We start from the raw sequence: 24,635 nt of genomic DNA on the forward strand, positions 1-24,635 counted from the left end.
TGGCCAATCGACAATGGCCGCGGCATTTTTTTTCAGGGGGCGCTGACAGGTCGCGTCAGGCCGCGACGAGGCGTGTCCAGTAGCGGGTGTGGCGCACGATCTGCACCGGCAGCGCCTGGGCAATCGCCTCCAGCGCCTGGTCGATATCGTCCAGGGGGAATGCCCCCGAGACCCGCAGATCCGCCACCTGCGGCGCGCAGCCCAGGTAGCCGCCGCGATAACGCTGCAACTCGTCGACCAGGCGCTCCAGGCGCCAGCCGTCGATCATCACGCGCTTGGCGACCGTCACCAGAAAGTGCCGCGGCTCCTTCAACGGGCTGCCCACGCTCTTTTGCGGGTCAGCCAGCAACAGACGGACAAAGGTGTCCTGGGCCAGGTCCGCCGCCTGCTGCGAACAGCCCAGGCGCGCGCGCAACCAGCCCACCAGCCAGCCATGGTGATCGCCGTAGAGCACGGCAATGGGTTGATGAGCGGGACAATCGGAAGCGACCGGAGGCATGAGCGCTGCGCACGTAATTGAGAATGCGTCGCAATTTAGTCCAATGTCCAAAGCGAGGCAATAGCCTCGTCGGCCTGCGCCGAGCCGCAGCGCGGATCACCCGGGAAAAATGCTAAGGTCGCCCCCGTACCCGGCCTTCAACAAGGATGACCCATGCCCCTTACGCTTTCAGATCGCTACCGCGGCAGCCTGCTCGGCCTGGCCTGCGGCGATGCGCTCGGCACCACCGTGGAATTCAAGCCGCGCGGCTCGTTCCCGGAAGTCACCGACATGACCGGCGGCGGCCCGTTCAACCTCAAGCCCGGGCAATGGACCGACGACACCTCCATGGCCCTGTGCCTGGCCGAAAGCCTGCTGAACAAGGGCGGATTCAATGCCGCCGACCAGATGGGCCGCTACCTCAACTGGTGGCAATGGGGCTACCTGAGTTCCACCGGCGACTGCTTCGATATCGGCATGACCGTGCGCGAGGCCCTGGCCCGGTTCCAGGCCAGCGGCGATCCGTTTTCCGGCTCCACCGATCCCTATAGCGCCGGCAACGGCTCACTGATGCGCCTGGCGCCGGTGGTGCTGTTCTACTTCCCCGATGAGGCGCGCATCGCCGAATTCGCCGCCAGCAGTTCGCGCACCACCCACGCTGCGCCCGAAGCCGTGGAATGCTGCCAGCTGTTTGCGCAACTCATCGCCCTGGCCCTGGCCGGCGCGAGCAAGGCGCAGCTGCGTCACGTGCCGGAATCGAGTTTCAGCCAGCCCAAGGTCGCGGCCATTGCCCAGGGCCAGTACCTGGACAAAACCCGCGAACAGATCGTCGGCAGCGGTTACTCGGTGGCGTCCCTGGAGGCCGCGCTGTGGTGCTTCCAGCACACCGACAGCTTTGCCGCCGCGGTGCTGGCCGCCAGTAACCTGGGGGACGACGCCGATACCACCGCCGCCATCGTCGGCCAGTTGGCCGGGGCCCATTACGGTGCCCAGGGCATCCCCGAAGGCTGGCTGGCCAAGCTGCACATGGGCGATGAGATCCAGGCCACGGCCGATGCCCTGCTCCAGGCTGCGCAGACCGTCCAGGCTCAATGCCAGCCGTAACCCCACCCTGCTCGAATCAAGAGACCTGCCATGCACCCACGCTACCTGCTGTTGCTCGCCCCGCTGCTGCTGGCGCCCCTGGCCCAGGCCGACGAGTGTGACAACGCCACCACCCAACTCGACATGAACCAATGCGCCGGCAAGCAGTTCAAGGCCGCCGATCAGGAACTCAACAGCCTGTACCAGCAGATCAACCAGCGCCTCAAGGACCAGCCGCAGACCAAGAAGCTGCTGGTCACCACGCAACGCGCCTGGGTGGCGTTTCGCGATGCCGAGTGCGACTTCGCCGCCTCCGGGGTCGAGGGCGGCAGTGTCTACCCGCTGATCCACAGCAACTGCACCACGGCCCTGACCAAGGACCGGGTCAAGGCCTTCAAGACCTACCTCAAGTGCGAAGAAGGCGACCTGAGCTGCCCGGTGCCGGGGCTCTAGCCGCTCATGCAAAAACCGGCGTGGCGCTGATGGGGTCCAGGGGGTTGCCGGTCGCGCAACGCCTGGGCCTCATCAGCGCCACGCCGGCGCCAGATGGGCGGGTCTAGCGGACGAAGATCTGCGCCGTGGTGATCGCCATGTCACCGCCCGGCAGCTTGATGCTGCCGATCTGCTTCATGCTGTCGGCGTCGAAAATCGCCACGTCGTTGAAGGTCCCCGCCAGGTAGATCTTGCTCCCCGCCTTGTTGAATGAAATGCAGTAGTAGGAGTGATCGAGGGTCGCCGCCTGGATCAGCTTCTTCTGCTTGATGTCGTACTTGGCCAGGCGGTTGAGCACGCCGAACATCAGGTTCGGGTCCTTGGGCGAGCGCATGCCGCTGAAGTAGATTTCGGTCAGCGGGCCGAAGTCGGTGGTTTCGGTCTTGCCGGTTTTCAGGTCGACGCTGAACAGCCCGTAGAGGTAGTCGGCGGTGGCCGGGTCCTGCTTCTTGTCCTTGAACTTGGCGGCGGTGTAGAGCAGCGAGAAGTCATGGCGGAAGGTCTGCTGGTTCCACACGTAGAGCACGTCGGGGGCGCTGTAGTTGGCGCGTTTCCAGTGCCGACTGGGGATCAGCACATCGAACTTGCCGGTCTGTACGTTGACCTTGTACACATCGGCGCCGGCCACATACAGGGTGCCGTCGTCGCCGCTCTGCATGATGGTCAGTTGGCGCGGCGCGGGGAAGCTGCGCAGCGGCTTGGCGTTCATCCCGGCGTCGGTGGCGTAGACATCCAGTCGTGGCTGCTTGACCTCGTAGCGGTCGTTGAGCATCTGGGTCGGGTTGGCCACGGTGTACAGCTCCTTGCCGTCGTGGCTGACGGTGAAGGCGAACATCGAGCGGGCCTTCTCCCCCGGCTGCTGGGTGATGCTGGCGTGGAACACCTGTTTGCAGCTGTCGAGCTCAACGCCGTAGACATCGGCGTAATGGTTGTTCAACACATAGGCGATCTTGCGGTCCGGCGACAGCTGTACCGTGCCCGGGCCGAAGGCGTCGGGCAGTTGGCAGGTCTTGTACAGGCTGTCGCTGGCCAGGTCGAGGACGTGCAGGTTGTTCGGGTAGTTGGTGGTCACCATGTATTCGTGACCGCTGTTGAGGGCCAGGCCCTCATCAGCCAACGCGGTGATGGAACAGGCGCTGAGAACCGCGCCGGCGGCCAGGCCGCACACTGTGATAGCTCGCATGCTGGAATCCTTGTGCTGTCCGGTTACTTGTCTTTGGGGAAGACGGTGCCGAGGTTGCGCCAGTTGTCGTTGGAGGCCTGGGCGTCCTTGTTCCAGTCGGGGTAGGTGCTCATCATGTCCGGCACCTGGGCCGGCCACCAGCAAGGGTCGGAGCAGCCATAGAGGTCGGCTTCCATCGGCTGGCACAGCGAGGACACGCCACCGAAGGCGTCGATTTCCCAGCCCGGGTCGGTGGTCGAGGCGCAACCGGCCACGGAGTTCATCGCCACCACTTCTTCGATGCGGTTTTCGGCGGCGGCCTGTTCCAGCTTCTGGGCTTTGTTGTTGATCGGCTTGAGATGTTTCATATCAGTGGGCCTTGCGCGGAGTGATGTAACTGCTGATGAACGCAGGGTTGTGAGCCATGATCCGGGTGTAGACCTCGATGCCGAAATCCACCCAGTCACGCATCAGTTCGCAGTAGTGATAGGTCGGGTGCGTCGGGTCGCCGTAGCGCGCATAGCTCTCGTGGTAGCAGCCGCCGGAGCACAGGTTGCGGATCTGGCAGTCCTCGCAGCCGGTGTTGGTGCGGTCCAGGCGCTGGGACAGGAAGTCATTCAACTCCACCTGCTTGACCCCGCTGTGGACGTTGCCGAAGGTCGGCAGGGACGACCCGGTAAAGCGGTGGCACAGGTTGAGTTCGCCCTTGTGGTCCACCGCCAGCATCTTCAGCCCGGCGCCGCACGGCAGGGCCTTTTTGTGGCCCTCGTGGATGTCGGTGATCAGCTGGTGCAGGTTGGAGAAACCGATATTGCGGTGCTCCAGGGCCGCCTCCAGGTAACGTCGCCCCAGCTTCTTCATGTTGGCGAAGACTTCGATCAACTCCTCGCTCGACAGGTTGAAGCTGCTGATATCGCCCGAGGTCACCGGGGCGAAACCGACTTCGGCAAAACCCAGTTCGTTGAACAGGTGATCCCAGATGGTCTCGACGTCGGTGACCCCGGTGGTCAGGGTTACCCGCGCGCCCACCGGCCGGCTGTTGTAACGCGACAGCAGCATTTCGGCCTTGCGCCGCACCACGTCATAGGTGCCCTGCCCGCCCACGGTGATGCGGTTGCGGTCGTGCACGGTCTTGGGCCCGTCGATGCTCACCGAGAGCCCGAACCGGTGGGCATTGAGGTAGTCCACGGTGTCTTCGGTGAGCAGGGTGGCGTTGGTGGTCATGACGAACTCGACGAACTTGCCGGCCTCGCGAAAACGCTTCTCGCAGTAGTCGACCATGTACTCGATCAGCTTGCGGTTGCTCAGCGGTTCGCCGCCGAAAAACACTACGGTGAAGCGCTCTTCGTCCGGCGATTCCTTGAGCAGCATCTCCACCGAGGCCACGGCGGTGTCGATCTCCATCTTCTTGCCGGCCGAGGGCTTGTCCAGGTCTTCCTTGTAGCAGTAGGTGCAACTCAGGTTGCAGCCGGTGTTGACGTTGAGCACCACGGTGTTGATCGCCGTGCGCTCGACCCGCTTGGTGCCGATGTCCGGGGTCAGTGGCGAGCCGTCGCTGACCAGTTCCAGGGCCATCAGCTCGCGCAGGGTCTCGACCACTTCAGCGCCGCCATAGTGGCTGGCCAGGCGCTGGACCAGGTCGTCCGAAGAGCAACCCGGGCCACGCAAGGCATCGATGATGCTGCCGGTCAGTGCATCGCTGGCAAACAGCGAACTGCTGGGGATATGGAACAGCATGCGGTCGGCGTCCACCTGCACTTCGTGCAGGTTGCGCTCGACCAGATTCAAAATAGCGCCCATCGCAATCTCCTGTGCTCACCCCGGGGTTCAGGGGCGGCGGTCATTCCAGAAAAGTCGTTACAGCCCAAGGCATCGAACAACTCATGGAATGGGTGGATTGTTCCAACGTTGCACGGTGACGATCAGGTGGCCTTCGCCGGTCAGGGACTGGCCTGAGTCGTCGACGGCGGCGATCACCTTGAGGTTGCCGGCGTTGTTGGTGGACATCTTGCGCGCCGGGTTCGGCCCGGCGTCGCCCGGGGTGAACACGCCACTGTCAGCCTGCATCTGCCCGGCGAACTTGACGTCTTCGTCTTCCTTGGCGCGCTCGTCGAAGGCCTCGACCTTCCACTGCGCCGGGAATACGCCGATGCGATACGGCTTGCCATCGGCGCCCTTGCCCCAGGCTTCGGCGTCGAACCGCCCCTGGACCTTGGGCGTCGACCCGCCGCCTTCGCCAATGCGTGCCACCGAGAACGCCGGCACCACCTTGACTTCGGCGATGGCGCTGTACAGCGCCAGGTTCACGCCCTTGAGCGCGCCCACGCTGACCGCGCGCAGGCCCGGCTGGGCATTGGCCGCGGCCTTGATCCGGACCTTGATCTGCTCCGGGCTGTGGCTGACGACTTCGAGCACTTGCACGCCTTTGCCAAAGTCCGGCTGGCCTTGCAGGCCACTGCCGATCAGGGTCACTTCGGTTTCGCTGCCGGCCTTGAGGTAGCCCGGTTGCACCGCCAGCAAACGGCTGGAGCCCTGCTTGGCAGCGATAAAGTCCAGGCCGCGTTCGTCGTGCTCGGCCTCGAACATCCGCCCTTGCAGGACGTTGCCCTGGGCGGCGAATACCTGGCGCATAGTGACGCCGTCGATGCTGACGTTGCCGCGCCATTCGTAGCCGCTGTAGAGGATCGCACTGCCCTCGCCATTGAACGGGCTGCCGTCGGCGTACCGGCCCTTGACGCTGACCTTGAACTGATCGCTGCCGTCGGCGGCGACGCTCATGACCCCGGCCAGTTCACCCTTGCCCGGCAGGTGGCCGCTGAAGCTCCAGTCGCCCACCAGGGCTTCGGCCTTGGGCGCGCTGCTCAGCCATTTTTTCCAGGCCGGGTTGTCCAGGGGGTAACGCTTGGCCAGCAGCGGCACCATGTCCTTGCGGGCCAGATCGAACCAGTCCCGGTCGCGGGACAGCGCCTGGTATTCCAGGGACGGCCATTGTCCGAGGTGGAAGTTGACCAGCCGCTCCCATTCCTCGGCCGGCCGCCGTTGCAGCGCGACCCGCGCGCCGGAGTGGCAGCGGCCGCACATCTGGCTGGTCTGTTCGTCGAACTGCTCAACGGTGTTCAGGCGCCGCTCCAGGGCGTAGCGCACGCCATCGGTTTCGCTGGGCGCCAGGCCCTGGGTGTCGGCCAGGTATTTGACCAGGGTGCGCCGATCGTCATCGCTGATCTGCAAGCCATGCATGGTCTGCATGCGGGCAATGCTCATCAGCCAGCCTTCGGGGGTCTTGCGCTGGTGGCTGATGCGGCTCAGGCCATTGTCGGCCTCGGGCGTGTGGCAGCCCTGGCAGGTTTCCCGGAGGATGCTGGGGGCATCGCGCGCGGCCAGTGTGGGCGGGGAATGCAAGGCACTGCATACAGCCATCGCCAGCAGGCCGCTGGTCATGCCTGCTCGGATTTTTCTCTTCATCAACGTCAAACCTCCCACGGAGCTTTCTTATTTTTAGTGCGTCGTTTTTATGGTTTCTGCCACGCCCGGCAAGGCCGGTCATGGAGGCAAGAGAAACGTCTGCGGTGAGCAATACACGGAGCGTGCCAGCTTATTATTGTTCACTGAATCAAAGGCTTGTCGGCGCCTGGTGACGATACGGGGCGGTTCCGGGCCCGGGCTGCCGTTCAATTTCGCGACACGGTTCTCAGTCTGATACAGCAGCATGGCGCAGGCGCCGCGCCTGTAAAGGCCGATTGTGTCGAGCGCGACGCACGGGACAAGGCGCAACCCGAAGCGCCTGGTCCGCTGATCGGGCAAGCCTGCTAGGATGCGCGCTTAACCGCTTCAGCCCACCGGCCCGGACGTGGCCAGACAGGAACCCCGACATGCTCAATGCTCTGCTTTTCGACCTCGACGGCACCCTGACCGATACCGACCAATTGCACCTTCTGGCCTTGCAACAATTGCTGCTGGAGGAGGACGACCGGGTGTTTACCGCCGACGAGTTCGAAGCCCACGTCAGTGGCCAGGCCAATGCCAATATGTGCCGCTACCTGTTTCCACACCGGTCGGTGGCTGAACATGAAGCCTTCGCCGACCGCAAGGAAGTGCGCTTTCGCCAACTGTCGCCCCAACTGACCCCGATGCCAGGCCTGGTGCGCCTGCTGGACTTCGCCCGCGAGCAAGGCATCGCCATGTGCGTGGTGACCAACGCGCCGCGCGCCAACGCCGAGCACATGTTGCAGGTACTGGGCCTGCGCGAGCGTTTCGAGACCGTGCTGGTGGCCGAAGAGTTGCCCCGGGCCAAGCCCGATCCCCTGCCCTACCTCACCGGCCTTGAGCGCCTGAACGCACGGGCCGACAGCAGCCTGGCCTTCGAGGACTCGATTCCCGGCCTGACCGCCGCAGTCAAGGCAGGGATTTTCACCGTGGGCCTGGCCACCAGCCAAAGCCGCGAAACCCTGCTCGCCGCCGGCGCCCATCTGGTGATCGAGGATTTCAACGACCCGCTCCTGTGGCAGCAGATCGAACGCATGCTCGGCGCCAGGCCCTAGGTGAAACACGCCCAGCGCAAAAACACCGCCCGATGGGCAGCGCCTGAAACGTCTTGAGCAGGTGATCTGCCAGGAACCGGCAGAGAGAGAAAAGAAGCTCGCCCATTTATTTCGACCGTGTTGCTTGGTGTCGAAACACCCCCCTTAGGCTGGGCGAGCTGCAGCAATATAGGTCTATGGCCCGGGGCATTCCATCGGACATGTCCCAAAGTCCCGGCGCTTTTTCTGGTACTCGCCTAGATTGATAGTCGTCACTTGCAAAAAACCCAGCCAGGCCCGCCAACACGCGGGCCTGTTTTTGCAGGTGGACCGTTTTTCAGCTTGTTCCAGACAACGGAAAACCCAGCTCAGCGGATCCGAAGCGCCAGAAAACCTTAGGCAACCAATTGTTATTTAAGGTTTTTTTGAAGACAAAACTCAGTAATCGCACGCGTCTGCCGATGGTGTTTGCACAGGATCCAGGGAGCAACAGCAATGAGAAACAATCAACCCGTCACCCAACGTGAGGGGGCGCTCGCCGCACAGCAAAAACTCATCTCGACCACCGATGCTCGCGGAGTCATTACTTACTGCAACGACGCGTTCGTCGAAATCAGCGGTTTCGATCGGGCCGACCTGATTGGCGCGCCGCAAAATATCGTGCGCCATCCGGACGTGCCGCCCGCGGTCTTTGCCCATATGTGGGCGGCCCTCAAGCTGGGCAATCCGTGGATGGGGATCGTAAAGAATCGTTCGAAAAACGGCGACCACTATTGGGTCAACGCCTACGTCACGCCGATTTTCGAAGGCAGCCAAGTGGTCGGTTACGAGTCGGTACGGGTCAAGCCCACCGCCGACCAGATCCGCCGCGCGCAAGCGCTGTACCAGCGTCTGAACCAGGGCCGCGCAGCAATCCCGAGCCGCCAGCGCTGGCAACCGGCGCTGCTGTGCTGGCTACCGTTGCTGGCCATGGCCCTGATCGGCAGCCTGAGCGCCACCCTGCTTGCACCGCCCCTGGCCTTTGCCCTGAGCGCCGTGGTGTCGCTGCCCCTCGGGCTGTTCGCCTGGCAGCGCCAGCAGGCTGCGGCCCAGCGCTTGCTGCACTTGGCCGACGCCTCCACGTGTGATGGGCTGCTGGCGCAGATGTACAGCGATCAACAGGGTGACCAGGGGCGGCTGGAGACGGCCTTTGTCAGCCAGGATGCCCGCCTGAAAACCTGCCTCACGCGCTTGCAGGACACCGCCGAACAGCTCACCGAACAGGCGCGCCGCGCAGGCAGCCTGGCGGTCGACAGCTCGCGTGGCCTGGACCGCCAGCGCGCCGAAACCGAACAGGTGTCGACCGCGGTCAACCAGATGGCCGCCACCACCCAGGAAGTCGCCAGCCACGTGCAACGCACTGCCGACGCCACCCAGGAAGCCAATGTGCTGACCCGCCGTGGCCGCGAAGTGGCCCGCGATACCCGCGAGGCGATCCAGAAACTGTCCAACGTGGTCGGGGAAACCGGGGAAACCGTGGCCCAACTGGCCCGTGACAGCAACCAGATCGGCAGCGTGGTCGATGTGATCAAAGGCATTGCCGACCAGACCAACCTGCTGGCCCTGAACGCCGCGATCGAGGCGGCCCGGGCTGGGGACATGGGGCGCGGGTTTGCGGTGGTCGCCGATGAAGTCCGTCAACTGGCGCAGCGCACGGCCGAATCCACCACGCAAATCCACGACCTGATCAGCAAGTTGCAGAGCTCGTCCAATAACGCGGTGCAAACCATGGAGCACGGTCAGCGTCAGGCCGAAGAAGGCGTGGCCTGGGTGCTGGAGGCCGACAAGGCCCTGGTGGGGATCAGCGAAGCGGTGGCTAACATCACTGAAATGACCACCCAGATTGCCGCCGCCACCGAAGAGCAAAGCGCCGTCGCCGAGGAGATCAGCCGCAACATCAGCACCATTGCCGAGCTGGCCGACCAGTCGTCGGAACAGGCCCATCACTCGGCACAGGTCAGCCAGGAACTGACCCAGACCGCCACTACCCAGTACTCGCTGGTGGAGCGTTTCAACCGCTAGCCGTCAGCCCCAGGCCCGCTGCCAGGCGGCGTCTGGGGCCGACTACCGGGGTCAATTGGCGGTCAACTGCTGCTCGTACTCCTTGACGTAGCCATTGGCCAATTGGTCCTTCTGCTTGTCGTCGAGGATCTTGCCGGCCATCTGGAAGAACTTCTGCTCTTCTTCATGCAGATGGTGATGCACCTTCTCCGAGAGTTTTTTCGCCGTGGCCAGCCAGGCCGGGCTCGACATCTCGGTCTCGTCCAACTCTTCCATCAACTCATCCATCGCGTGGTGCTCGGAGATCGCATGGCGGCTGAGGTCGACGCCATTGTCGTGCTCCATCAGCGGCACGTAGAAAAACCGCTCTTCGGCCGTCTCGTGGGCCTGCAACTCGGCCTTGAGCTGGGCATAGGCTGCGGTGCGCTCGGGGGTGTCGCCTGAAGTGCGCACCAGAGCCTCGGCATAGCTGCGCTGCCGGTCGTGACTTTCGCGCAGGGCTTCGAAAATGTTCAAGGGCAATCCTCCAGGTTTATGGGGCCATCTTTGCCTAGACCCTGGCGCCGAGGCGGCGGTTCAACCCAATCCCGTGCGGGCTGTCGGGAAGCTGAACAGAAGCCGGCTACGCCAACGCAGGTCCAGGGCCGCAGTTACAATTTGATACTTTCTCCCCTCCCGCAGATCACGGCCATGACCGAAGACTTCGAAGTGCCCAGCCCCCACGAGAAACACCTGGAACACGTGGCCGAACACGCCCATGCCCTGAGCGATACCTTTGCCAGCAAGATCGCGGTGATGACCGCCATCATGGCCACCCTGGGCGCACTGCTCAGCTACCAGGCGGGGTCTACCGAAAGTGAAGCGGCGATGGACAAGAACAATGCGGCCATGAAGAAGACCGAAGCCGCCAACCAGTGGAACTACTACCAGGCCAAATCCAGCCGCCAGAACCTGGCGGAACTGGCAGTGCACATCCCCGGGCTCGATGCCGCGCATTATGCCGGCGAGGCCCATCGCTACCAGGAGCAGAAGGAAGGGCTGCGCCAGCAAGCCGAAGCCCTGGAAGCGCAAGCCCGCGAGTGGGACGACAAATCCGAAGCCGCCCTGCATCAGCACCATCGCTGGGCCCAGGCCATGACCGCGATTCAGATCGCCATCTCCCTGGCCGCCATCACCCTGCTGACCCGCAAGGAATGGCTGAAAAAACTCGCCTACACCGCCGCCAGCGCCAGCGTGCTGCTGGGAGGCCTGGCCTGGCTGCACCTATAACCGCCACGGCGCCACCATACCGTAGCCGCTGCCGAAGGCTGCGCTGGCCCTCACTCCCCCCCCAAATACACCTGACACCCCACGCCGCCCATCCCGGCCAGCGCAGCCTGGCGGCAGCGGCTACCTGAGCTCTATCGTCTCCCCCGTCTCACAGGCTGTCGCAGTTTGCGAACACAAGGCCCCGCCGGCTTGCCCCTCGGCGGGCGCCAGGCCCTGCAAAACGGCGGCCTGGACGCCGATGGCACAACTGGCACAGCCATTGCGAAAGACCTCGCCTCATGCCCAACAAGAGGTCTTGCCATGTCTGTTTCTTCTCTGCTCCCGGCCACCACGGCTTTTATCCAGCGCGCGCCGCGCATGTTGATCGGCGGCGAATGGGTCGAGGCCGCCGATGGCCAGACCATGCCCCTGCGCAACCCGGCCACCGGCGAGCAACTGTGCCTGGTGCCACGCGCCACGGTTGACGATGTGGACCGCGCAGTCCTCGCCGCCCGGCATGCTTTCGACGATTCGGCCTGGACCCGTACCCGCCCTCGCGAGCGGCAGAACCTGCTGTGGAAACTCGCCGACCTGATGCAGCGCGATGCCGAGTTGCTGGCGCAGCTGGAATGCCTGAACAACGGCAAAAGCGCGGCGGTGGCCCAGGTCATGGACGTGCAGTTGTCCATCGATTTTCTGCGCTACATGGCCGGCTGGGCGACCAAGATCGAGGGTTCCAGTGTCGAGGTCTCGCTGCCGTTGATGCCAAACGACCAGTTCCACAGTTTTATCCGTCGCGAAGCGGTGGGCGTGGTCGGCGCCATCGTGGCCTGGAACTTCCCGCTGCTACTGGCCTGCTGGAAGCTCGGCCCGGCCTTGGCCACCGGCTGCACCGTGGTCCTCAAGCCGGCGGATGAAACCCCGCTCAGCGCCCTGAAACTGGCCGAACTGGTGCTCGAAGCCGGCTACCCCGAAGGCGTGTTCAACGTGGTCACCGGCACTGGCATCACCGCCGGCTCGGCCCTGACCCACAACCCTTTGGTGGACAAGCTGACCTTCACCGGGTCCACCGCCGTGGGCAAGGAAATCGGCAAGATCGCCATGGACTCCATGACCCGGGTCACCCTGGAACTGGGCGGCAAATCGCCGACCATCGTCATGGCCGACGCAGACCTGGGCAGTGCCGCCGCCGGCGCTGCCAGCGCGATTTTCTTCAACCAGGGCCAGGTCTGCTGCGCCGGTTCGCGGCTGTATGTGCAGCGCAAGCATTTCGACAACGTGGTGGCCGATATCGCCGGCATCGCCAACGCCATGAAGCTCGGCAACGGCCTGGACCCCAGCGTCGACATGGGCCCACTGATCTCGGCGCGGCAACAGGAGCGGGTCTACCGCTACATCGAAATGGGCCGGGAAAGCGGCGCCACCATCGCCTGTGGCGGTGAGCAGTTCGGGCCGGGGTATTTCGTCAAGCCGACAGTGATTGTCGACGTCGACCAGAAACACTCCCTGGTGCAGGAGGAAATCTTCGGCCCGGTATTGGTGGCGATCCCCTTCGACGACGAGGCCGACGCCCTGCGCATGGCCAACGACAGCCCCTACGGCCTGGGGGCGAGCATCTGGTCCAACGACCTGGCGGCGGTGCATCGGATGATCCCGCGGATCAAGTCCGGCTCGGTCTGGGTCAATTGCCACAGCGCCCTGGACCCGGCCCTGCCCTTTGGCGGCTACAAAATGTCCGGGGTCGGCCGGGAAATGGGCTACGCGGCGATCGAGCACTACACCGAGCTGAAATCGGTGCTGATCAAGCTCTGATCGGCAACTACCGGGAACCTTCGGTTCATCAGGCAAATCCTGGCGGCCAGCGCTAGAGGAAATGCTCCCCGCCAGGGGCGCCGGAGGTGGTCCGGCGCCTGCCGACGACCGCCCTGTGCACGGCGCAAAGCGCTGCTACGCTCAGCCCGAGCCGGCTCGCTACCTCGCTTGAGGAGTCCCGGCTCATCCACCCACAACGCCTCATCACCACCGAAAACCTGAGGAAAGCATCATGGGATCAAATGGAAATGATCACGATTACATCCAGTGCGGTTGCCACAACCCCGTCTGGGAAGCGCTAAAAGACACCCTCGACCCCGCCAGCTATATCGCCAGCCACCCCAACGCCGCACATGGCCCGGTCAAGGACCCGAACGGCGAGTCCCTGGTGTTCCATGACGGCATCATCTACCCCTTGCGCGACGGCAATATGGACGATCGGGTCGACGCCCTGGGCATCCATGCCGGCGACGTGGTCGCCTCCGGCACCCTGGCCGACGTCGAAGCCCGCATGCAGGCCCTGGGCATCGACTACAAGAAACAGTCCCTGCACGGCAAGACCCTGCTGCCCGGCCTGGTCGAGCCCCACGCCCACATCGTGCAAAGCTGCGCCATGGATGGCTGGCTGAACCTGGGCGCGATCGAGCCCGACGACGCCGATACCGACCCGCACACAGAGAAAAAAAGCCAGCGCCTGCGGCCGCTCTATACCTGGGACTGGCTGACGAAAACCATTCAGAAAAACCTGCCCGAGGACAGTTCGAGCTGGATCCTCGGGCACCTGGTCGATCCGGCGCTGATGCCGTTCAAGGTGGTTGAGGGCGGCCTGAACCAACTGATTACCCTGCAATGTGGCGACACGCCAGAAGAGGGCTACCTGGACACCATCGAGTCCAAGCGTCCGATGCTACTGATCAGCGCGTCGATGCACACCGCCTACATGAACACGGCGGCGAGGGATCTGGTTCATGAACGAACCGGGGTCATGGCCGAGAACGGTGTGCTGCAGGAAACCCAGATAGTGGCCGGGATTCTGTCGATTCCCGCCAAGCAGAAGCTGGAAATGCTGAAGATCTTCAAGCGCCTCGACACCTTCTTCGACACCGCTTCCAGCCGCGGGATCACCCTGCTCTACGACGCGATGGTGGATCCCCTGTCAAAACTGGTACTGAACGCCTACTTCCTGACGCACCCCAGAAAGCTGCGGATCGGCTACGCCGCCTCCTGCAACAACTCGCTGGAAATCCTCAAGCTGCTGCCCGATTACCGACCGGCCACACGGGAAGAGGCCAAATACATGTATCAAGGCTCGATCAAGGTGATCTCGGATGGCTCCAACCAGGGCTTGACCGGCTACCAGATCGCGGACTACTGCTGCCAGACGGACCGTCCGGTGGGCAACTTCAACTTCTGCGACAAAGGCGAAGACACCCCGACAGCTCTCCCGGTCAAATACAGGGAATTCATCCACGCGGCGGTGAAAAAAGGCTGGCCGCTGATGATTCATGCGAACGGCGATCGGGCCATCGAATTCACCCTGAAAGCCTATGGCCTCGCCCTGCAGGGCAAGAGCGGCCTGGACAAGCGCCATCGCATCGAACACTGCTCGCTGCTGAACAAAAGCACCCTGGAGACCATGCAGCAACTGGGCCTGTCGCCGAGCTTTCTGATTGGCCATGTCGGGTACTGGGGCTACGCCTTCGACAAAGCCATTTTCGAAAAAAAGGCCGAGGAGATGCTCGACCTCTGCAAGTCGGCCCTGGACTACAAACTGCGGATCTCCCTGCACAGCGACTACTCGGTCACCCCCCTGGGGCCCCTGCGCTCGATGGAGCAGGCGATCACCCGCAAGATGGAAGGCATCCGCAAAAGTGTTGTGGACCCGACCTTTATCGACGATCCGCGCCTGCAACCCATCCTCAATGAAGGCGAGTGCCTGACCCGCAAGCAGGCGTTGAAAGCCATCACCTACGACGCCGCCTGGCAGTGCCATGCCGAGGCCTGGACCGGGTCCTTGCAGGATCAGAACTTCGCCGACTTTGTGATCCTCGATCAGGACCCGCTGGACGAGAAGTTCCCGGCCACCCAGATTCGCGACATCAAAGTCTGCGAAACCTGGAAAGGCGGCCAGCGGGTGTACCTCAACCCTCATAACTGACCGCTGGCCAGTGCACACCGGGGGCTGCTTGAGCCCCCGGTTTTTTTCGGCCATGACCAGGCTCGATGGCGGCGGTGCGGATCACGAGCCAGACCGCTCCTGCCATTGGTTGGGTGTTTCGCGGACGTGGGCGCAAGGCTTAAGGCCGATACCCCTGAGACAGCAACCAGCCACGTATCACCCGATCCTGCTCCGGGTTCAGCTGCGCCAGGGCCTGGGTCGCGCCCTGGCTGCGCAAGCGGCGCAACAGCGGCGCCAGCTCCACCCCCTGCACATGCCAGATCCCCAGGGGCTGATCCGGGGTGACCACCACTTCGGCTTCATCCACCAGGCCATCACGCAACACCGGCGCGCGCTCGATGCGCAAGGCGGCAAAATCCACGCTGGCGTGGGCCTGCTGCCGGTCCGGCCAATGCCGCCGGGCCTGCCAGAACGGCTGCTCGGACCAGCGCTGCTCGTCGGCGTAGAAATCCCGGCCGGTGCGGGCGAAACGCTGGAACAGATGCTCCACCCGTTGCCCATGGAAACGCTGCGCCAGCGCCCCGTTCTGTGGGCGCTGCAACAGGGTGTTGATCACCGCCGGGGCCTGCAAGGCCGAGGACAGGGACTGGAAAATGCCATTGCCGGACAAGGGGTCCACGGCCATCGCTGCGTCGCCGACCCGCAGCCAGCGGGCGCCACACACCTGGGGGTTGAGGATCGCCGTGCTGCTGCGGGCATGCAGGTGCAATTGCTGCTCCTCGCCATCGGCAAAAAACTCCCGGGCCATGGCCGACGCCTGGCGGCGCTGGCGACAGTACTCCGGCAACTGCGCCTTGCCCGGCAGCCCGGCGCTGGCCACATCCAGGGTCAGTTGCCAGTAGCACTGGCCATCGGCGCGCCGGGCCATCCAGGCCCAGCCATCCTCCAGGCTGTACACCGCGCTGGCGGCGCTGCCGGTGGGGCCTTGCCAACGATTGAGCAGGCTGACAGTTTCCGGGCCGCGCATGCCCTTGCCGACGCCTTGGCGCAGCCCTTTGTCCAGCCCCGGCGCCTGCCGCCCACGGGCCTCAACCAAAAATTCGCCAACCTGCTCGGCCTGCCCTTGCACCTGGACCCGATGCCCGGCCTCGGTGGACTGCACGCCCAGTACCCGGCCCTCGATCAGTTGCACGCCGGCCTCGCGCAAGGCCTCCCGCAGGCCGCGGTCGAACGCCGGGCGGTCCAGCAGGTATTCGATGTTCTGCGCATGCTCCTCGCCGTTCCACGCCACCCGCCGCTGGGACGGTTGCAGGGCCTGGGCCAGCGCCTGTTCCAGGCCGGCGCCACGCAAGGCTTCAAGGACCCGCACCGAAACGCCCTCCAGGGCTGGAAAGCGCCGCCAGTCGCTGATCAGGGTCACCGGGTAGCCGAGGCGACGCAGCCCCAGGGCCACCGCGGCCCCGGCCGGCCCCGCGCCGAGGATCAGGATGGCGTGCATGGCACGTGCCGGCGTTCCGGGCCCCGATAGTGGGCGTTGTCCTGCAGCCACTGCAGGACCTGGGCCTTGCCGGCGTCCGGGTGGGCGCCCAGGTAAGCGGCGATATGCCCGCTCAGGGCCGCGCACCCCAGGCTGGCACCGGATTGCCCCGGGCTGCTGCCGCGCACGCAGGCGGCGAAATCCGCCTGGGCGCTATTGAGCCATGACCACTGCTGCGCGCTGCACCGCGCATCGCCGGTGACGCGCAACACACCGGGGTAATTGGCCGGAAACACCGCTTCGCCCTGGGCCGGGCTGGACGCGCACAGCAGCACGCCGCGGGCCTCGGCGGCGGCGCAGGCCTGGCGCAGCAACTCGCGATCCTGGCGCAGGCCCAGGCTCAGGTTGATCAGCCGTACGTCCTGCTCCAGCAGCCAGTACAGCGCGGCGCTCACTTGCGCAGCGCTGGTGACCCCGCGCTGATCGAAGACCTGGGCCACATACAGCCGCGCGCCGGGTGCGCGCAGGCCGATGGCCTCGACCACCGCACTGCCGTGGCCCAGGGCATCCTCCTGCAATGGGTCGCCGCCGACCCCATCCGGTTGCAGGAAAAAACGCCGTCCGCCCGCCACTCGCTGATGAGCGGCATGGCCGCTGTCGATCACGCCGATGCGCAGCTCAGGTTGCATGGGCCACCTCCACTGTGCGCAGTACCCCGTCCTGCAAGGTAAAACGCAGATCGGCATCGGCCAGGGTCGAAGGCCGGTGACTGATCAGGATCCGTGTGCGACCGGCGAACAACCGGTCGATGGCCTCGATCACCTCACGTTCAGTGGCTTCGTCCACCGCCGAGGTGGCTTCGTCCAGCACCAGAATCATCGGATCCTGAAGCAGGGCCCGGGCAATGGCGATGCGCTGTTTCTGCCCGCCGGACAGTTGCTGGCCGCGCTCGCCCAGGGGGCTGTCCAGGCCTTCGGGCAGGGACTCGATCAGCCCCTGCAATTGCGCCAGCCGCGCCACCGCGGCCACGGCTTCCCGGCTGGCATCGGGCACGCTGTAGGCCAGGTTGTCGGCCAGGCTGCCGCGAAACAGCACGATGTCCTGGCTGACCACCGCCACCCGCCGGCGCAATTGCGTCAGGTCCAGCTGGCGCAGGTCGACACCGCCCAGCAGCACCTGCCCGGATTGCGGATCGTGGTGGCGCTGCAGCAGGTCGACCAGGGTGCTTTTGCCCGCCCCCGAGCTGCCGCTGAGTGCCACCTTGCGGCCGTAGGGAATCCGCGCTTCGATGCCCTGCAGGGTCATGCCGCGCCCCGGGTGGCTGAAGTGCACATTCTGGAAATGCAGCTCGCCCTGCTCCGGCACCGGCAGCGGCGCCTCGGGGTTGCTGATGCCGGGTTCTTCGCCGCGCAGTTCCATGACCCGGCCCAGGCTCACGGTCATGCGCTGGATCGCCACGTACAGGCCGAGCAGGCTCTGCACCGGTCCCACCGCCATGCCCAGGTAGGTGGAAAAGGCGATCAGCGACCCCAGTTGCCAGGTGCCCTGCACCACCCAGTAGCCGCCAATCAGAAAGGCACAGGCCCGGGACAATGAGGTCAGGGTGCCGGGCACCGCCTGGGTGAAGAACTCGGTGACTTGCAGCTTCAGCAACTGCTGCATGTAGCCCTTGCCGAGGCTGTCCAGGCGCCGTGCCTCGCGCTGCTGCTGGCCGGCGCTCTGGATGAACTTCATCACCGGCAGGGTTTCGACCATAAACGAGGACATGTCCGCCGAACGCTCGCGCAACTGGCGCACGTCGCGCTCGACCTTGCGCCGCATCCAGCGCAGCCACAGCACGTCCAGCGGGATCAGCACCAGGGCCAGCAGCGAGAGTTTCCAGGACAGGGTCAGGAGCATGACCAGGGCCACCACCAGGCCGATCACGCTGGAGACCGCCGAGAACAGCGAGTCCACGGCGAAGCGCTGGATCTCGGCCACATCGCCGTCCAGCCGCGACATCAGGTCACCGATCCGGCGCTGCCCGTAAAAACCCGGCGACAGCCGTTGCAGGTGCTGATAGAGGTCGTCGCGCAGGGCGAACAGAATGCGCCCGGACAGCCGCGTGTGCAGGTAGCGATTGATCCCGGACAGCGCCGTGCCCAGCAGGCCGGCGCCGATCATCAGCACGGCGATCAGCACCAGCATGGAAAAATCACGGGCCAGCAAGCCGTCGTCGATCAACAGCTTGGTCAACCAGGGCTGCACCAGCACCAGCGACGAGGCACAGGCCGAGAGCCCGAGCAGGCCGGCGATGGCCAGGCGATGGGGCCGGACAAAGGCATATAACCACTGCAACGCGCCCTGCAAGGCCTCGGGATTGGGGCTGTCTACCAGGCGCCCGATCAGACGCCGCATCAACTGCGCAACTGTTTGAGCTTGCGGTACAGCGTCGCGCGGCTGATGCCCAGGGCGTCGGCCGCCGCCGAGACATTGCCCTGGTGGCTGTCCAGGGAACTGCGGATCAGTTCCAGCTCGTTCTCGCGGATGCTGCCGGCCTGAGGCCGTTCGCTGGCGTTGAGTTCATCGAGCATGCTGTCCGGCAGATGCTCCAGGGTCAGGGCGCTCTCGCCCTCCTCGCGCATGGCCAGGGCCGTGCGCAGGACCATCTCCAGCTGGCGGATATTGCCCGGCCAGTGGTACGCCTCGAGCAGTTGCCGCAGATCATCGGCCAAGGCCACGCCGGGGCTGCCGAGCTTGCCGAGCAGGACGCCCAGCAGCGCGCCGAAATCCTCGCGCTCGCGCAGGGCCGGGAGCATCACACTGATGCCATTGACCCGGTAGAACAGGTCTTCACGAAAGTGTTTGTCCTCCACCAGGCGCTTGAGGTCGCGGTGGGTGGCGCAGATCAGCGCGACGTCGATGTCCTGCTCTTCACCTGCGCCCAGGGGCGCCACCTTGCGGTCCTGCAACACCCGCAGCAATCGCGCCTGCAAGGCCAGGGGCATGTCGCCGATTTCATCGAGAAACAGCGTGCCGCCGTGAGCCTGTTGCAGGCGGCCGATCATCCCGCCACGGCGCGAACCGGTGAAGGCGCCTTCGCGGTAGCCGAACAGTTCCGACTCGATCAGGCCTTCGGGGATCGCCGCGCAGTTGACCGCGATAAAGGGTTTGTCGCTGCGGCTGCCGGCCAGGTGCAGGGCCCGGGCAATCACTTCCTTGCCGGTGCCGGTCTCGCCCAGCAACAACACCGGCAAGGCGTTGGCCAAGCCCTGGCGCGCCATGCGCAAGGCTCGGGCGTAACGCTGGTTACTGCCGGCCAGATGCTCCAGCGGCGGTTGCACGGGAGCGGCCTTGGGCACGGCCCGCGGCGCGCTGCTGAGGTTGAGCGAACGCTGGGGCGCGCGCAGGGTTTTGTAGAACAGTTCGCCCTTGGCGGTTTGCAGGCTGCCGACGCCGCCTTGCTGCAAGCGCGCGAGCAGTTGCAGGCCATCGACCCCGAGGAACTCCTCGCAGCGCCGCCCCACCAGGGCCGCACGCGGTGCATTGAGCAATTGGCAGGCCTGGGTGCTGACCGCCAGGATCTGCCCGCCCAGGCTCAGGGCCAGCAAGCCCTGCCAGGGGGATTCGAGGTACTGCCGCCGGCTGTGGAAGGCCAGGACGATCTGTTCGGGATAGGTGGCGTTGAACACCCGGCTTTCAATCTGGCTGACCGCCATGGCCAGCAGCGCGGTGCTGTCCTGGGCCCTTCCCAGCGGCCCTTCGCGGGTCAGATCGAGCACGCCGAGGATCTCGCCCTGGGGGCAATGGATGGGCACCGAGGTGCAGGAAAAATCACTCAGGCGGTCCAGGTAGTGCTCACCGCAATCGATCAGAGTCGGCCGTGCTTCCACCAGGGCCGTGCCCAGGGCGTTGGTGCCACGGGCCGCCTCGCTCCAGCAGGCGCCGAGGGTGATGTCCTGCAAGCCGCTGCCCTTGAGGCGATCGGCACGCCCTTCGACCGCGAGGATGGTGGCGTCGGAGTTGGCGAGGATGATCAGCCCGTCCTTGCCCTGACGCTCGGCCAGGTAGTCGATGGCCGGCATCGCGGCATCGAGCAACAAGCGGTTGCTGGACAGCAGCAGCTCGAGGCTGGCGCTGGATTCCAGGGCCAGCTCGTGCTGACCATTGAAGTGCACGCCATGGCTGAGGCTGCGCCGCCATGAGGCATCGATTTCTGCACGCAATACACCGTCGGGGACTTCGCCCTCCAGGTGCAGCTTCTCCCGGGCCAGCCGGGCTTCGTGTGGCAGTTCAGCGTTTCTTGTTTTTATAAGAGTCATCAAGCGCTCCGAATCGGTCCGCCCGGTACCTCCCCGATCCATTCCCTTGGGTTGCGAGAAGCACGCAAGCCAAGGCAAATGTCTACACCCGGTTCAGATGGCAGTAAAGATAAGTTTGGCCCGGCACCGCGGACACCCATTCCCTTCAAGCAAAACCTGCGCCATGGGTTGCGGCGCCGGGCCATCTTTACGTTAACGTCAAGCCAATGGCAAGCGCCGTCTGCCCTGGCCCCGCGACGGGTCGGCGGGATCAGCGCCTCGGGCGCCATCACCCGCAGGCGGATCGCCCCGGGTCAGAGCTTCCAGGCCTCGCCGTCGACAAAGAAGGCCCGGGCATTGTCCTCCAGGCTTTCCAGGTGATACCCGCCTTCCTGGACGATCAGGCACGGCAGACCCAGGCTGCGGATCCGCTCCCCCAGGGTGGCGAAGCCGTCCCGGGTCACCGCTACTTTGCTTTGCGGGTCCAACTCATAGATATCAAAGCCCAGGGACAGCACCAGCACCTCGGCACCGAAACACTGCACCGCGTCCAGCGCGGTTTCCAGCTGGGCTAGGAAATCCCCTTCGCTGGCGCCGTGGGGCATCGGCAGGTTGAGGTTATAGCCCGCCCCCGGTCCCTCGCCGCACTCGTCGGCAAACCCGGTCACGCCTGGGTAAAAGTTGGTCGGGTCGCCATGCACCGAGACATACAGCACGTCGTCCCGCTGGTAGAAAATCTCCTGGATGCCCTGGCCGTGGTGCATGTCGGTGTCGAGCACCGCGACCCGGGCATATTTCTCCCGCAGCACCTGGGCCGCCACTGCCGCGTTGTTCAGGTAGCAGAAGCCGCCTGCGGCTTCGGCCCGCGCGTGGTGGCCCGGCGGGCGGCACAAGGCGTAGGCCGCCGGCTCACCGTCGAGCAATGCCTGGGCCCCGGCGACGGCACTTTGCGCCGACCAGTAGGCTGCACGCCAAGTCGACTCACCCACCGGGCAACTTCCGTCGGCCAGGTAGCACGCGGCCTGGGCCAGGACCCCGCGCAGGGCATTGGGCTCACGCACGAAGATGTTGGACATCACCTCATCGCCCCAGTCTTCGGGGATGTCCTTCCAGCCCTGGTGCGCATCCTGCAGAAACGTCAGGTACGGCGCGCCGTGTACCGCCAGCAATGGGGCCATCCCGGCATCCCGTGGCTGCTCGACGGCAAAACCCAGGGAGTGTGCGGCCTGCACCAGGCGCTGGGCGCGCTCCGGCACCTCCTGGGGTATGCGCATCTGGCCGCGCGAGTAGTAGCTGCGTGGGTGGTGGAGCAACTGTTCGGGGTGGAAAAAACTGCGCATGACCTTCTCCTTATTCAACCTGGCCAGCACGGGCCAGCACGGCGTTAAGCAATACATCGGCGCCCTGGCGCACGTCCTGGGGCAGCACGTCTTCGGCTTCGTTGTGGCTCAGGCCGCCGACACAGGGGATAAACACCATGGCCGTCGGGCAGTAACGCGCCAGCAGAATCGCGTCGTGACCCGCGCCGCTGACAATCGACTGCTGAGGATAGCCCAGGCCATCCACCGCCTGCTGCACGGCGGCCACGCATTGGGCGTCGAAGGGCGTGGCCGGGCTGACCCAGTGCGGGCTGACGCTGACCCGCAGGCCGCGCTGGTGAGCAATGGCCTCCAGGCGTTCGCGCAATTGCTGTTCCATGGCGGCGATCTGCTGGTCCTGGTGATGACGCAGGTCCACGGTGAACTGCACTACGCCCGGGATGGTGTTGCGCGACGACTTGGCAATGCTCAACTCGCCCACCGTGGTCAGGCCTTGGGGGGCGAAGTCGGCCGCCAGGGTTTCGACCGCGAGGATCATCTGCGCGGCGCCATACAACGCATCCTTGCGCAGCGGCATCGGCGTGGTCCCGGCGTGGGCGGCCATGCCTTCGACCTGTACGTCGAGCCAGCGAATCGCCTGGCCGCCGCTGACCACGCCGATGCTCTTGGCGTTGTCTTCGAGGATCGGCCCCTGCTCGATGTGTGCCTCGAAGTAGGCATCCACCGGCCCGCCCAGCGGTCGCTGGCCGGCATATCCGGTGCGTTGCAAGGCCTCGGCGACGCTGATGCCGGCGGCATCGCGCACAGCCAGTGCGGCCTCCAGCGGCATGACCCCGGTGAACACCGCCGAGCCGAACATGGCCGGGGTAAAGCGCGCGCCCTCTTCGTTGGTCCACACCGCCACCTCCAGCGGCTTGCGGGTGCGGATCTGCAAATCGTCCAGGCGCCGCAGCACTTCCAGCCCGGCCAGCACGCCATAGACCCCGTCGAACCGCCCGCCTTCGGGCTGGGTGTCGAGGTGGCTGCCGATCATCACCGGGGCCGCCTGGGGGTCGGTGCCGGGACGGCGGGCAAACAGGTTACCGATCGGGTCGACACTCAGGGTCAGCCCGGCCTCGGTGCACCAGTGGGCAAACAGTTCGCGACCGGCCTGGTCCTCGGCGCTCAGCGCCAGGCGGCAACTGCCACCACGGGCCGTGGCGCCGATTTCAGCCATGGCCATCAAGCTCGCCCAGAGGCGTTCGCCATTGATTTTCAACATGGGTTCTTCTCCAGAATAAGTCAGGCGCTTGCGGCCATTTCCAGGCGCTGGGCTGCGGCATGCCGCCGAGCCAGGGCCAATACACAGATCAGCGACACCGCGGCGATCAGGCTGTAGAACAGCGCCATCGGCCACCATTGCCCGGCGAACTCATGGGCCAGCCAGGTGCCGATCAGCGGCGTCAGGCCACCGGCCAGCGCGCCGCACACCTGGTACGCCAGGGAGATCGCGGTGTAGCGCACACGGGTCTCGAACATGCCGCTGACGTAGCCGGCGATCACCGCATAGAAGGACGCCATGCACACCACCGCCAGCGCGATACCGAGGATGATCAGCGGCGCCTGGGCCGAGCTGACCAGCACAAACATCGGGTACGGCGAGGCCATGGCCAGCAGTGACACCAGGCACAGGAAGCGCGTGGCGCCGATCTTCTCGGCGGTCCAGGCCGCCAACGGCTGGATGCAGAACTGAATGATTGCCACCACAAACAAGCATTCGAGAATCAGCGAACGCGGCAGCTCAAGCTGCTGGGTGGTGTAGGCAATCATGAAGGTGTTGGTGAAATACACCCCGGCGATCCCCAGGGTATTGGCCCCGATGCACAGCAACAGCGGGCGCCAGGCGGTCTGCAGCACCTCCATCACCGGCGCCTGCTCCTTGCGCACCGAGGTCCGCGCCTGTTCGCGGCTGGCCAGAAACTCCGGCGACTCGTTGACCCCCAGGCGAATCACCAGCCCCACCAGCAGCAACAGCGCGCTGGCCAGGAACGGCAGGCGCCAGCCCCAGCTCATCAGGGCCTCTTCAGGCAGGCGGGTGACGGCACTGAAGGCCAGCAGCGACAGGATCAAACCGGCCGGGCTGCCGAGCTGAGCAAAGGAGGCGAAGAAATTGCGCCGGCCCTTGGGCGCATGTTCGCCGGCCATCAGCACCGCCCCGCCCCATTCGCCACCCACGGCAATGCCCTGGACGATACGCAGCAGCACCAGCAGCACCGGCGCCAGCGCGCCGATCTGGGCATAGGTCGGCAACAGGCCGATGCACACGGTGACCACGCCCATCATCAGCAAGGTGATGACCAGGGACTTCTTGCGTCCGATGCGATCGCCGATATGGCCGAAGATGATCCCGCCCAGGGGCCGGGCGAAGAACCCCACGGCGAAGGTGCCAAAGGCGGCCATGGTGCTGAACAGTTTGTCGTCGGAGGGGAAGAACAAGGCGCCGAACACCAGCGCGGCGGCGGTGGCGTAAATGTAAAAGTCGTACCACTCGATCATGGTGCCGATAAAGGCGGCGGCCGCGGCACGGCGTGGTTGAGCAGAAGCGGCAAGCTTCATGGGATCAGGCTCC

The 24,635-nt window shown here is 65.1% G+C and carries 19 protein-coding genes and 2 pseudogenes; 8 read left to right on the forward strand and 13 right to left on the reverse strand.

The genetic code is table 11. The features are described 5' to 3' along the window. Nucleotides 1-55 precede the first annotated feature (55 nt). Nucleotides 56-499, reverse strand: coding sequence for a sigma factor (locus MF4836_RS32835; protein WP_078473862.1), 444 nt, complete (start codon nucleotides 497-499; stop codon nucleotides 56-58). A 153-nt stretch (nucleotides 500-652) separates the two neighbouring features. Between MF4836_RS32835 and MF4836_RS32840 the strand changes: the two genes are divergently transcribed. Both MF4836_RS32840 and MF4836_RS32845 read left to right on the forward strand, forming a co-directional pair. Continuing rightward, nucleotides 653-1,582, forward strand: a complete 930-nt coding sequence (locus MF4836_RS32840) for an ADP-ribosylglycohydrolase family protein (RefSeq protein ID WP_078473863.1) — start codon at nucleotides 653-655, stop codon at nucleotides 1,580-1,582. 30 nt (nucleotides 1,583-1,612) lie between these two features. Then, on the forward strand, nucleotides 1,613-2,014 hold the full coding sequence (locus MF4836_RS32845) for a lysozyme inhibitor LprI family protein (RefSeq protein WP_078473864.1): 402 nt from the start codon (nucleotides 1,613-1,615) through the stop codon (nucleotides 2,012-2,014). 103 nt (nucleotides 2,015-2,117) lie between these two features. Here the strand turns inward: MF4836_RS32845 and peaD are convergent, their stop codons facing one another. The 4 genes from peaD to peaA all read right to left on the reverse strand — a co-directional run bounded on the left by peaD (nucleotide 2,118) and on the right by peaA (nucleotide 6,677). Beyond that, nucleotides 2,118-3,236 (reverse strand): quinohemoprotein amine dehydrogenase subunit beta, encoded by a 1,119-nt coding sequence (gene peaD, locus MF4836_RS32850; protein WP_078473865.1) that lies wholly within the window; start codon nucleotides 3,234-3,236, stop codon nucleotides 2,118-2,120. Between the two features lie 23 nt (nucleotides 3,237-3,259). After that, nucleotides 3,260-3,583 carry a quinohemoprotein amine dehydrogenase subunit gamma gene (qhpC, locus tag MF4836_RS32855; RefSeq protein WP_078473866.1) on the reverse strand — a complete coding sequence of 108 codons (324 nt, stop codon included), beginning with the start codon at nucleotides 3,581-3,583 and terminating at the stop codon, nucleotides 3,260-3,262. A gap of 1 nt (nucleotide 3,584) precedes the next feature. Then, nucleotides 3,585-5,015, reverse strand: coding sequence for a quinohemoprotein amine dehydrogenase maturation protein (gene peaB, locus MF4836_RS32860; RefSeq protein ID WP_078473867.1), 1,431 nt, complete (start codon nucleotides 5,013-5,015; stop codon nucleotides 3,585-3,587). Between the two features lie 81 nt (nucleotides 5,016-5,096). After that, the gene (peaA, locus tag MF4836_RS32865) at nucleotides 5,097-6,677 is read right to left on the reverse strand and encodes a quinohemoprotein amine dehydrogenase subunit alpha (protein ID WP_078473868.1); all 1,581 of its coding nucleotides are present in this window, start codon (nucleotides 6,675-6,677) and stop codon (nucleotides 5,097-5,099) included. 407 nt (nucleotides 6,678-7,084) lie between these two features. Between peaA and MF4836_RS32870 the strand changes: the two genes are divergently transcribed. From MF4836_RS32870 to MF4836_RS36300, 3 genes and pseudogenes are all read left to right on the forward strand, one after another. Beyond that, nucleotides 7,085-7,753: an HAD family hydrolase gene (locus MF4836_RS32870; protein WP_078473869.1), complete on the forward strand. Its 669-nt coding sequence runs from the start codon at nucleotides 7,085-7,087 to the stop codon at nucleotides 7,751-7,753. A gap of 474 nt (nucleotides 7,754-8,227) precedes the next feature. Continuing rightward, nucleotides 8,228-8,500, forward strand: a pseudogene (locus MF4836_RS36295) (PAS domain-containing protein); the annotation flags it as partial. Between the two features lie 348 nt (nucleotides 8,501-8,848). Continuing rightward, nucleotides 8,849-9,793 (forward strand): annotated as a pseudogene (locus MF4836_RS36300) (methyl-accepting chemotaxis protein); the annotation flags it as partial. Nucleotides 9,794-9,844: 51 nt separating this feature from the next. Here MF4836_RS36300 and MF4836_RS32880 read toward each other — a convergent pair. Then, nucleotides 9,845-10,288, reverse strand: a complete 444-nt coding sequence (locus tag MF4836_RS32880; RefSeq protein WP_078473871.1) for a hemerythrin domain-containing protein — start codon at nucleotides 10,286-10,288, stop codon at nucleotides 9,845-9,847. Nucleotides 10,289-10,462: 174 nt separating this feature from the next. Here MF4836_RS32880 and MF4836_RS32885 point away from each other — a divergent pair, with 174 nt between their 5' ends. The 3 genes from MF4836_RS32885 (at nucleotide 10,463) to MF4836_RS32895 (ending at nucleotide 14,990) form a co-directional block, all read left to right on the forward strand. Beyond that, on the forward strand, nucleotides 10,463-11,041 hold the full coding sequence (locus MF4836_RS32885; RefSeq protein ID WP_078473872.1) for a DUF4337 domain-containing protein: 579 nt from the start codon (nucleotides 10,463-10,465) through the stop codon (nucleotides 11,039-11,041). 300 nt (nucleotides 11,042-11,341) lie between these two features. Further along, nucleotides 11,342-12,832: an aldehyde dehydrogenase family protein gene (locus MF4836_RS32890; RefSeq protein ID WP_078473873.1), complete on the forward strand. Its 1,491-nt coding sequence runs from the start codon at nucleotides 11,342-11,344 to the stop codon at nucleotides 12,830-12,832. A gap of 232 nt (nucleotides 12,833-13,064) precedes the next feature. Next, nucleotides 13,065-14,990: an amidohydrolase gene (locus tag MF4836_RS32895; protein WP_078473874.1), complete on the forward strand. Its 1,926-nt coding sequence runs from the start codon at nucleotides 13,065-13,067 to the stop codon at nucleotides 14,988-14,990. 139 nt (nucleotides 14,991-15,129) lie between these two features. On the opposite strand, the gene qhpG is transcribed toward MF4836_RS32895, so the two are convergent. The 7 genes from qhpG to MF4836_RS32930 form a co-directional block, all read right to left on the reverse strand. Continuing rightward, the gene (gene qhpG / locus MF4836_RS32900) at nucleotides 15,130-16,449 is read right to left on the reverse strand and encodes a flavin-dependent monooxygenase QhpG (RefSeq protein ID WP_078473875.1); all 1,320 of its coding nucleotides are present in this window, start codon (nucleotides 16,447-16,449) and stop codon (nucleotides 15,130-15,132) included. Continuing rightward, a complete protein-coding gene (gene qhpE, locus MF4836_RS32905; protein WP_078473876.1) occupies nucleotides 16,434-17,117 on the reverse strand; it encodes a subtilisin-like serine protease QhpE in 684 nt (227 codons plus the stop codon). Before qhpE ends, qhpG begins: the two co-directional genes overlap by 16 nt. Beyond that, nucleotides 17,107-18,825 carry an ABC transporter ATP-binding protein gene (locus tag MF4836_RS32910; RefSeq protein ID WP_078473877.1) on the reverse strand — a complete coding sequence of 573 codons (1,719 nt, stop codon included), beginning with the start codon at nucleotides 18,823-18,825 and terminating at the stop codon, nucleotides 17,107-17,109. Before MF4836_RS32910 ends, qhpE begins: the two co-directional genes overlap by 11 nt. Further along, complete coding sequence (locus MF4836_RS32915; protein ID WP_078473878.1) at nucleotides 18,825-20,729, reverse strand: sigma-54-dependent Fis family transcriptional regulator; 1,905 nt, start codon at nucleotides 20,727-20,729, stop codon at nucleotides 18,825-18,827. The genes MF4836_RS32910 and MF4836_RS32915 overlap by 1 nt, the downstream gene beginning before the upstream one ends. A gap of 293 nt (nucleotides 20,730-21,022) precedes the next feature. Continuing rightward, the gene (locus MF4836_RS32920) at nucleotides 21,023-22,048 is read right to left on the reverse strand and encodes a histone deacetylase family protein (RefSeq protein ID WP_078473879.1); all 1,026 of its coding nucleotides are present in this window, start codon (nucleotides 22,046-22,048) and stop codon (nucleotides 21,023-21,025) included. Nucleotides 22,049-22,058: 10 nt separating this feature from the next. Then, nucleotides 22,059-23,288, reverse strand: a complete 1,230-nt coding sequence (locus MF4836_RS32925; protein WP_078473880.1) for a Zn-dependent hydrolase — start codon at nucleotides 23,286-23,288, stop codon at nucleotides 22,059-22,061. A gap of 20 nt (nucleotides 23,289-23,308) precedes the next feature. Further along, entirely contained in the window at nucleotides 23,309-24,622 is a 1,314-nt protein-coding gene (locus tag MF4836_RS32930) for an MFS transporter (RefSeq protein WP_020297299.1), read from the reverse strand. Nucleotides 24,623-24,635: the final 13 nt, after the last annotated feature.

This window comes from Pseudomonas sp. MF4836 (assembly GCF_002018875.1).
Lineage (GTDB): Bacteria > Pseudomonadota > Gammaproteobacteria > Pseudomonadales > Pseudomonadaceae > Aquipseudomonas.

Excerpts from the sequence above, each read along its gene's own strand:
- MF4836_RS32890 (WP_078473873.1), top strand. The coding sequence starts at position 11,342 with ATGTCTGTTTCTTCTCTGCTCCCGGCCACCACGGCTTTTATCCAGCGC.
- MF4836_RS32840 (WP_078473863.1), top strand. The coding sequence starts at position 653 with ATGCCCCTTACGCTTTCAGATCGCTACCGCGGCAGCCTGCTCGGCCTG.
- qhpC (WP_078473866.1), bottom strand. The coding sequence starts at position 3,583 with ATGAAACATCTCAAGCCGATCAACAACAAAGCCCAGAAGCTGGAACAG.
- MF4836_RS32895 (WP_078473874.1), top strand. The coding sequence starts at position 13,065 with ATGGGATCAAATGGAAATGATCACGATTACATCCAGTGCGGTTGCCAC.
- peaB (WP_078473867.1), bottom strand. The coding sequence starts at position 5,015 with ATGGGCGCTATTTTGAATCTGGTCGAGCGCAACCTGCACGAAGTGCAG.
- MF4836_RS32845 (WP_078473864.1), top strand. The coding sequence starts at position 1,613 with ATGCACCCACGCTACCTGCTGTTGCTCGCCCCGCTGCTGCTGGCGCCC.
- MF4836_RS32915 (WP_078473878.1), bottom strand. The coding sequence starts at position 20,729 with ATGACTCTTATAAAAACAAGAAACGCTGAACTGCCACACGAAGCCCGG.
- qhpG (WP_078473875.1), bottom strand. The coding sequence starts at position 16,449 with ATGCACGCCATCCTGATCCTCGGCGCGGGGCCGGCCGGGGCCGCGGTG.
- MF4836_RS32910 (WP_078473877.1), bottom strand. The coding sequence starts at position 18,825 with ATGCGGCGTCTGATCGGGCGCCTGGTAGACAGCCCCAATCCCGAGGCC.
- MF4836_RS32885 (WP_078473872.1), top strand. The coding sequence starts at position 10,463 with ATGACCGAAGACTTCGAAGTGCCCAGCCCCCACGAGAAACACCTGGAA.
- peaD (WP_078473865.1), bottom strand. The coding sequence starts at position 3,236 with ATGCGAGCTATCACAGTGTGCGGCCTGGCCGCCGGCGCGGTTCTCAGC.
- MF4836_RS32835 (WP_078473862.1), bottom strand. The coding sequence starts at position 499 with ATGCCTCCGGTCGCTTCCGATTGTCCCGCTCATCAACCCATTGCCGTG.
- qhpE (WP_078473876.1), bottom strand. The coding sequence starts at position 17,117 with ATGCAACCTGAGCTGCGCATCGGCGTGATCGACAGCGGCCATGCCGCT.
- peaA (WP_078473868.1), bottom strand. The coding sequence starts at position 6,677 with ATGAAGAGAAAAATCCGAGCAGGCATGACCAGCGGCCTGCTGGCGATG.
- MF4836_RS32870 (WP_078473869.1), top strand. The coding sequence starts at position 7,085 with ATGCTCAATGCTCTGCTTTTCGACCTCGACGGCACCCTGACCGATACC.
- MF4836_RS32930 (WP_020297299.1), bottom strand. The coding sequence starts at position 24,622 with ATGAAGCTTGCCGCTTCTGCTCAACCACGCCGTGCCGCGGCCGCCGCC.
- MF4836_RS32920 (WP_078473879.1), bottom strand. The coding sequence starts at position 22,048 with ATGCGCAGTTTTTTCCACCCCGAACAGTTGCTCCACCACCCACGCAGC.
- MF4836_RS32925 (WP_078473880.1), bottom strand. The coding sequence starts at position 23,288 with ATGTTGAAAATCAATGGCGAACGCCTCTGGGCGAGCTTGATGGCCATG.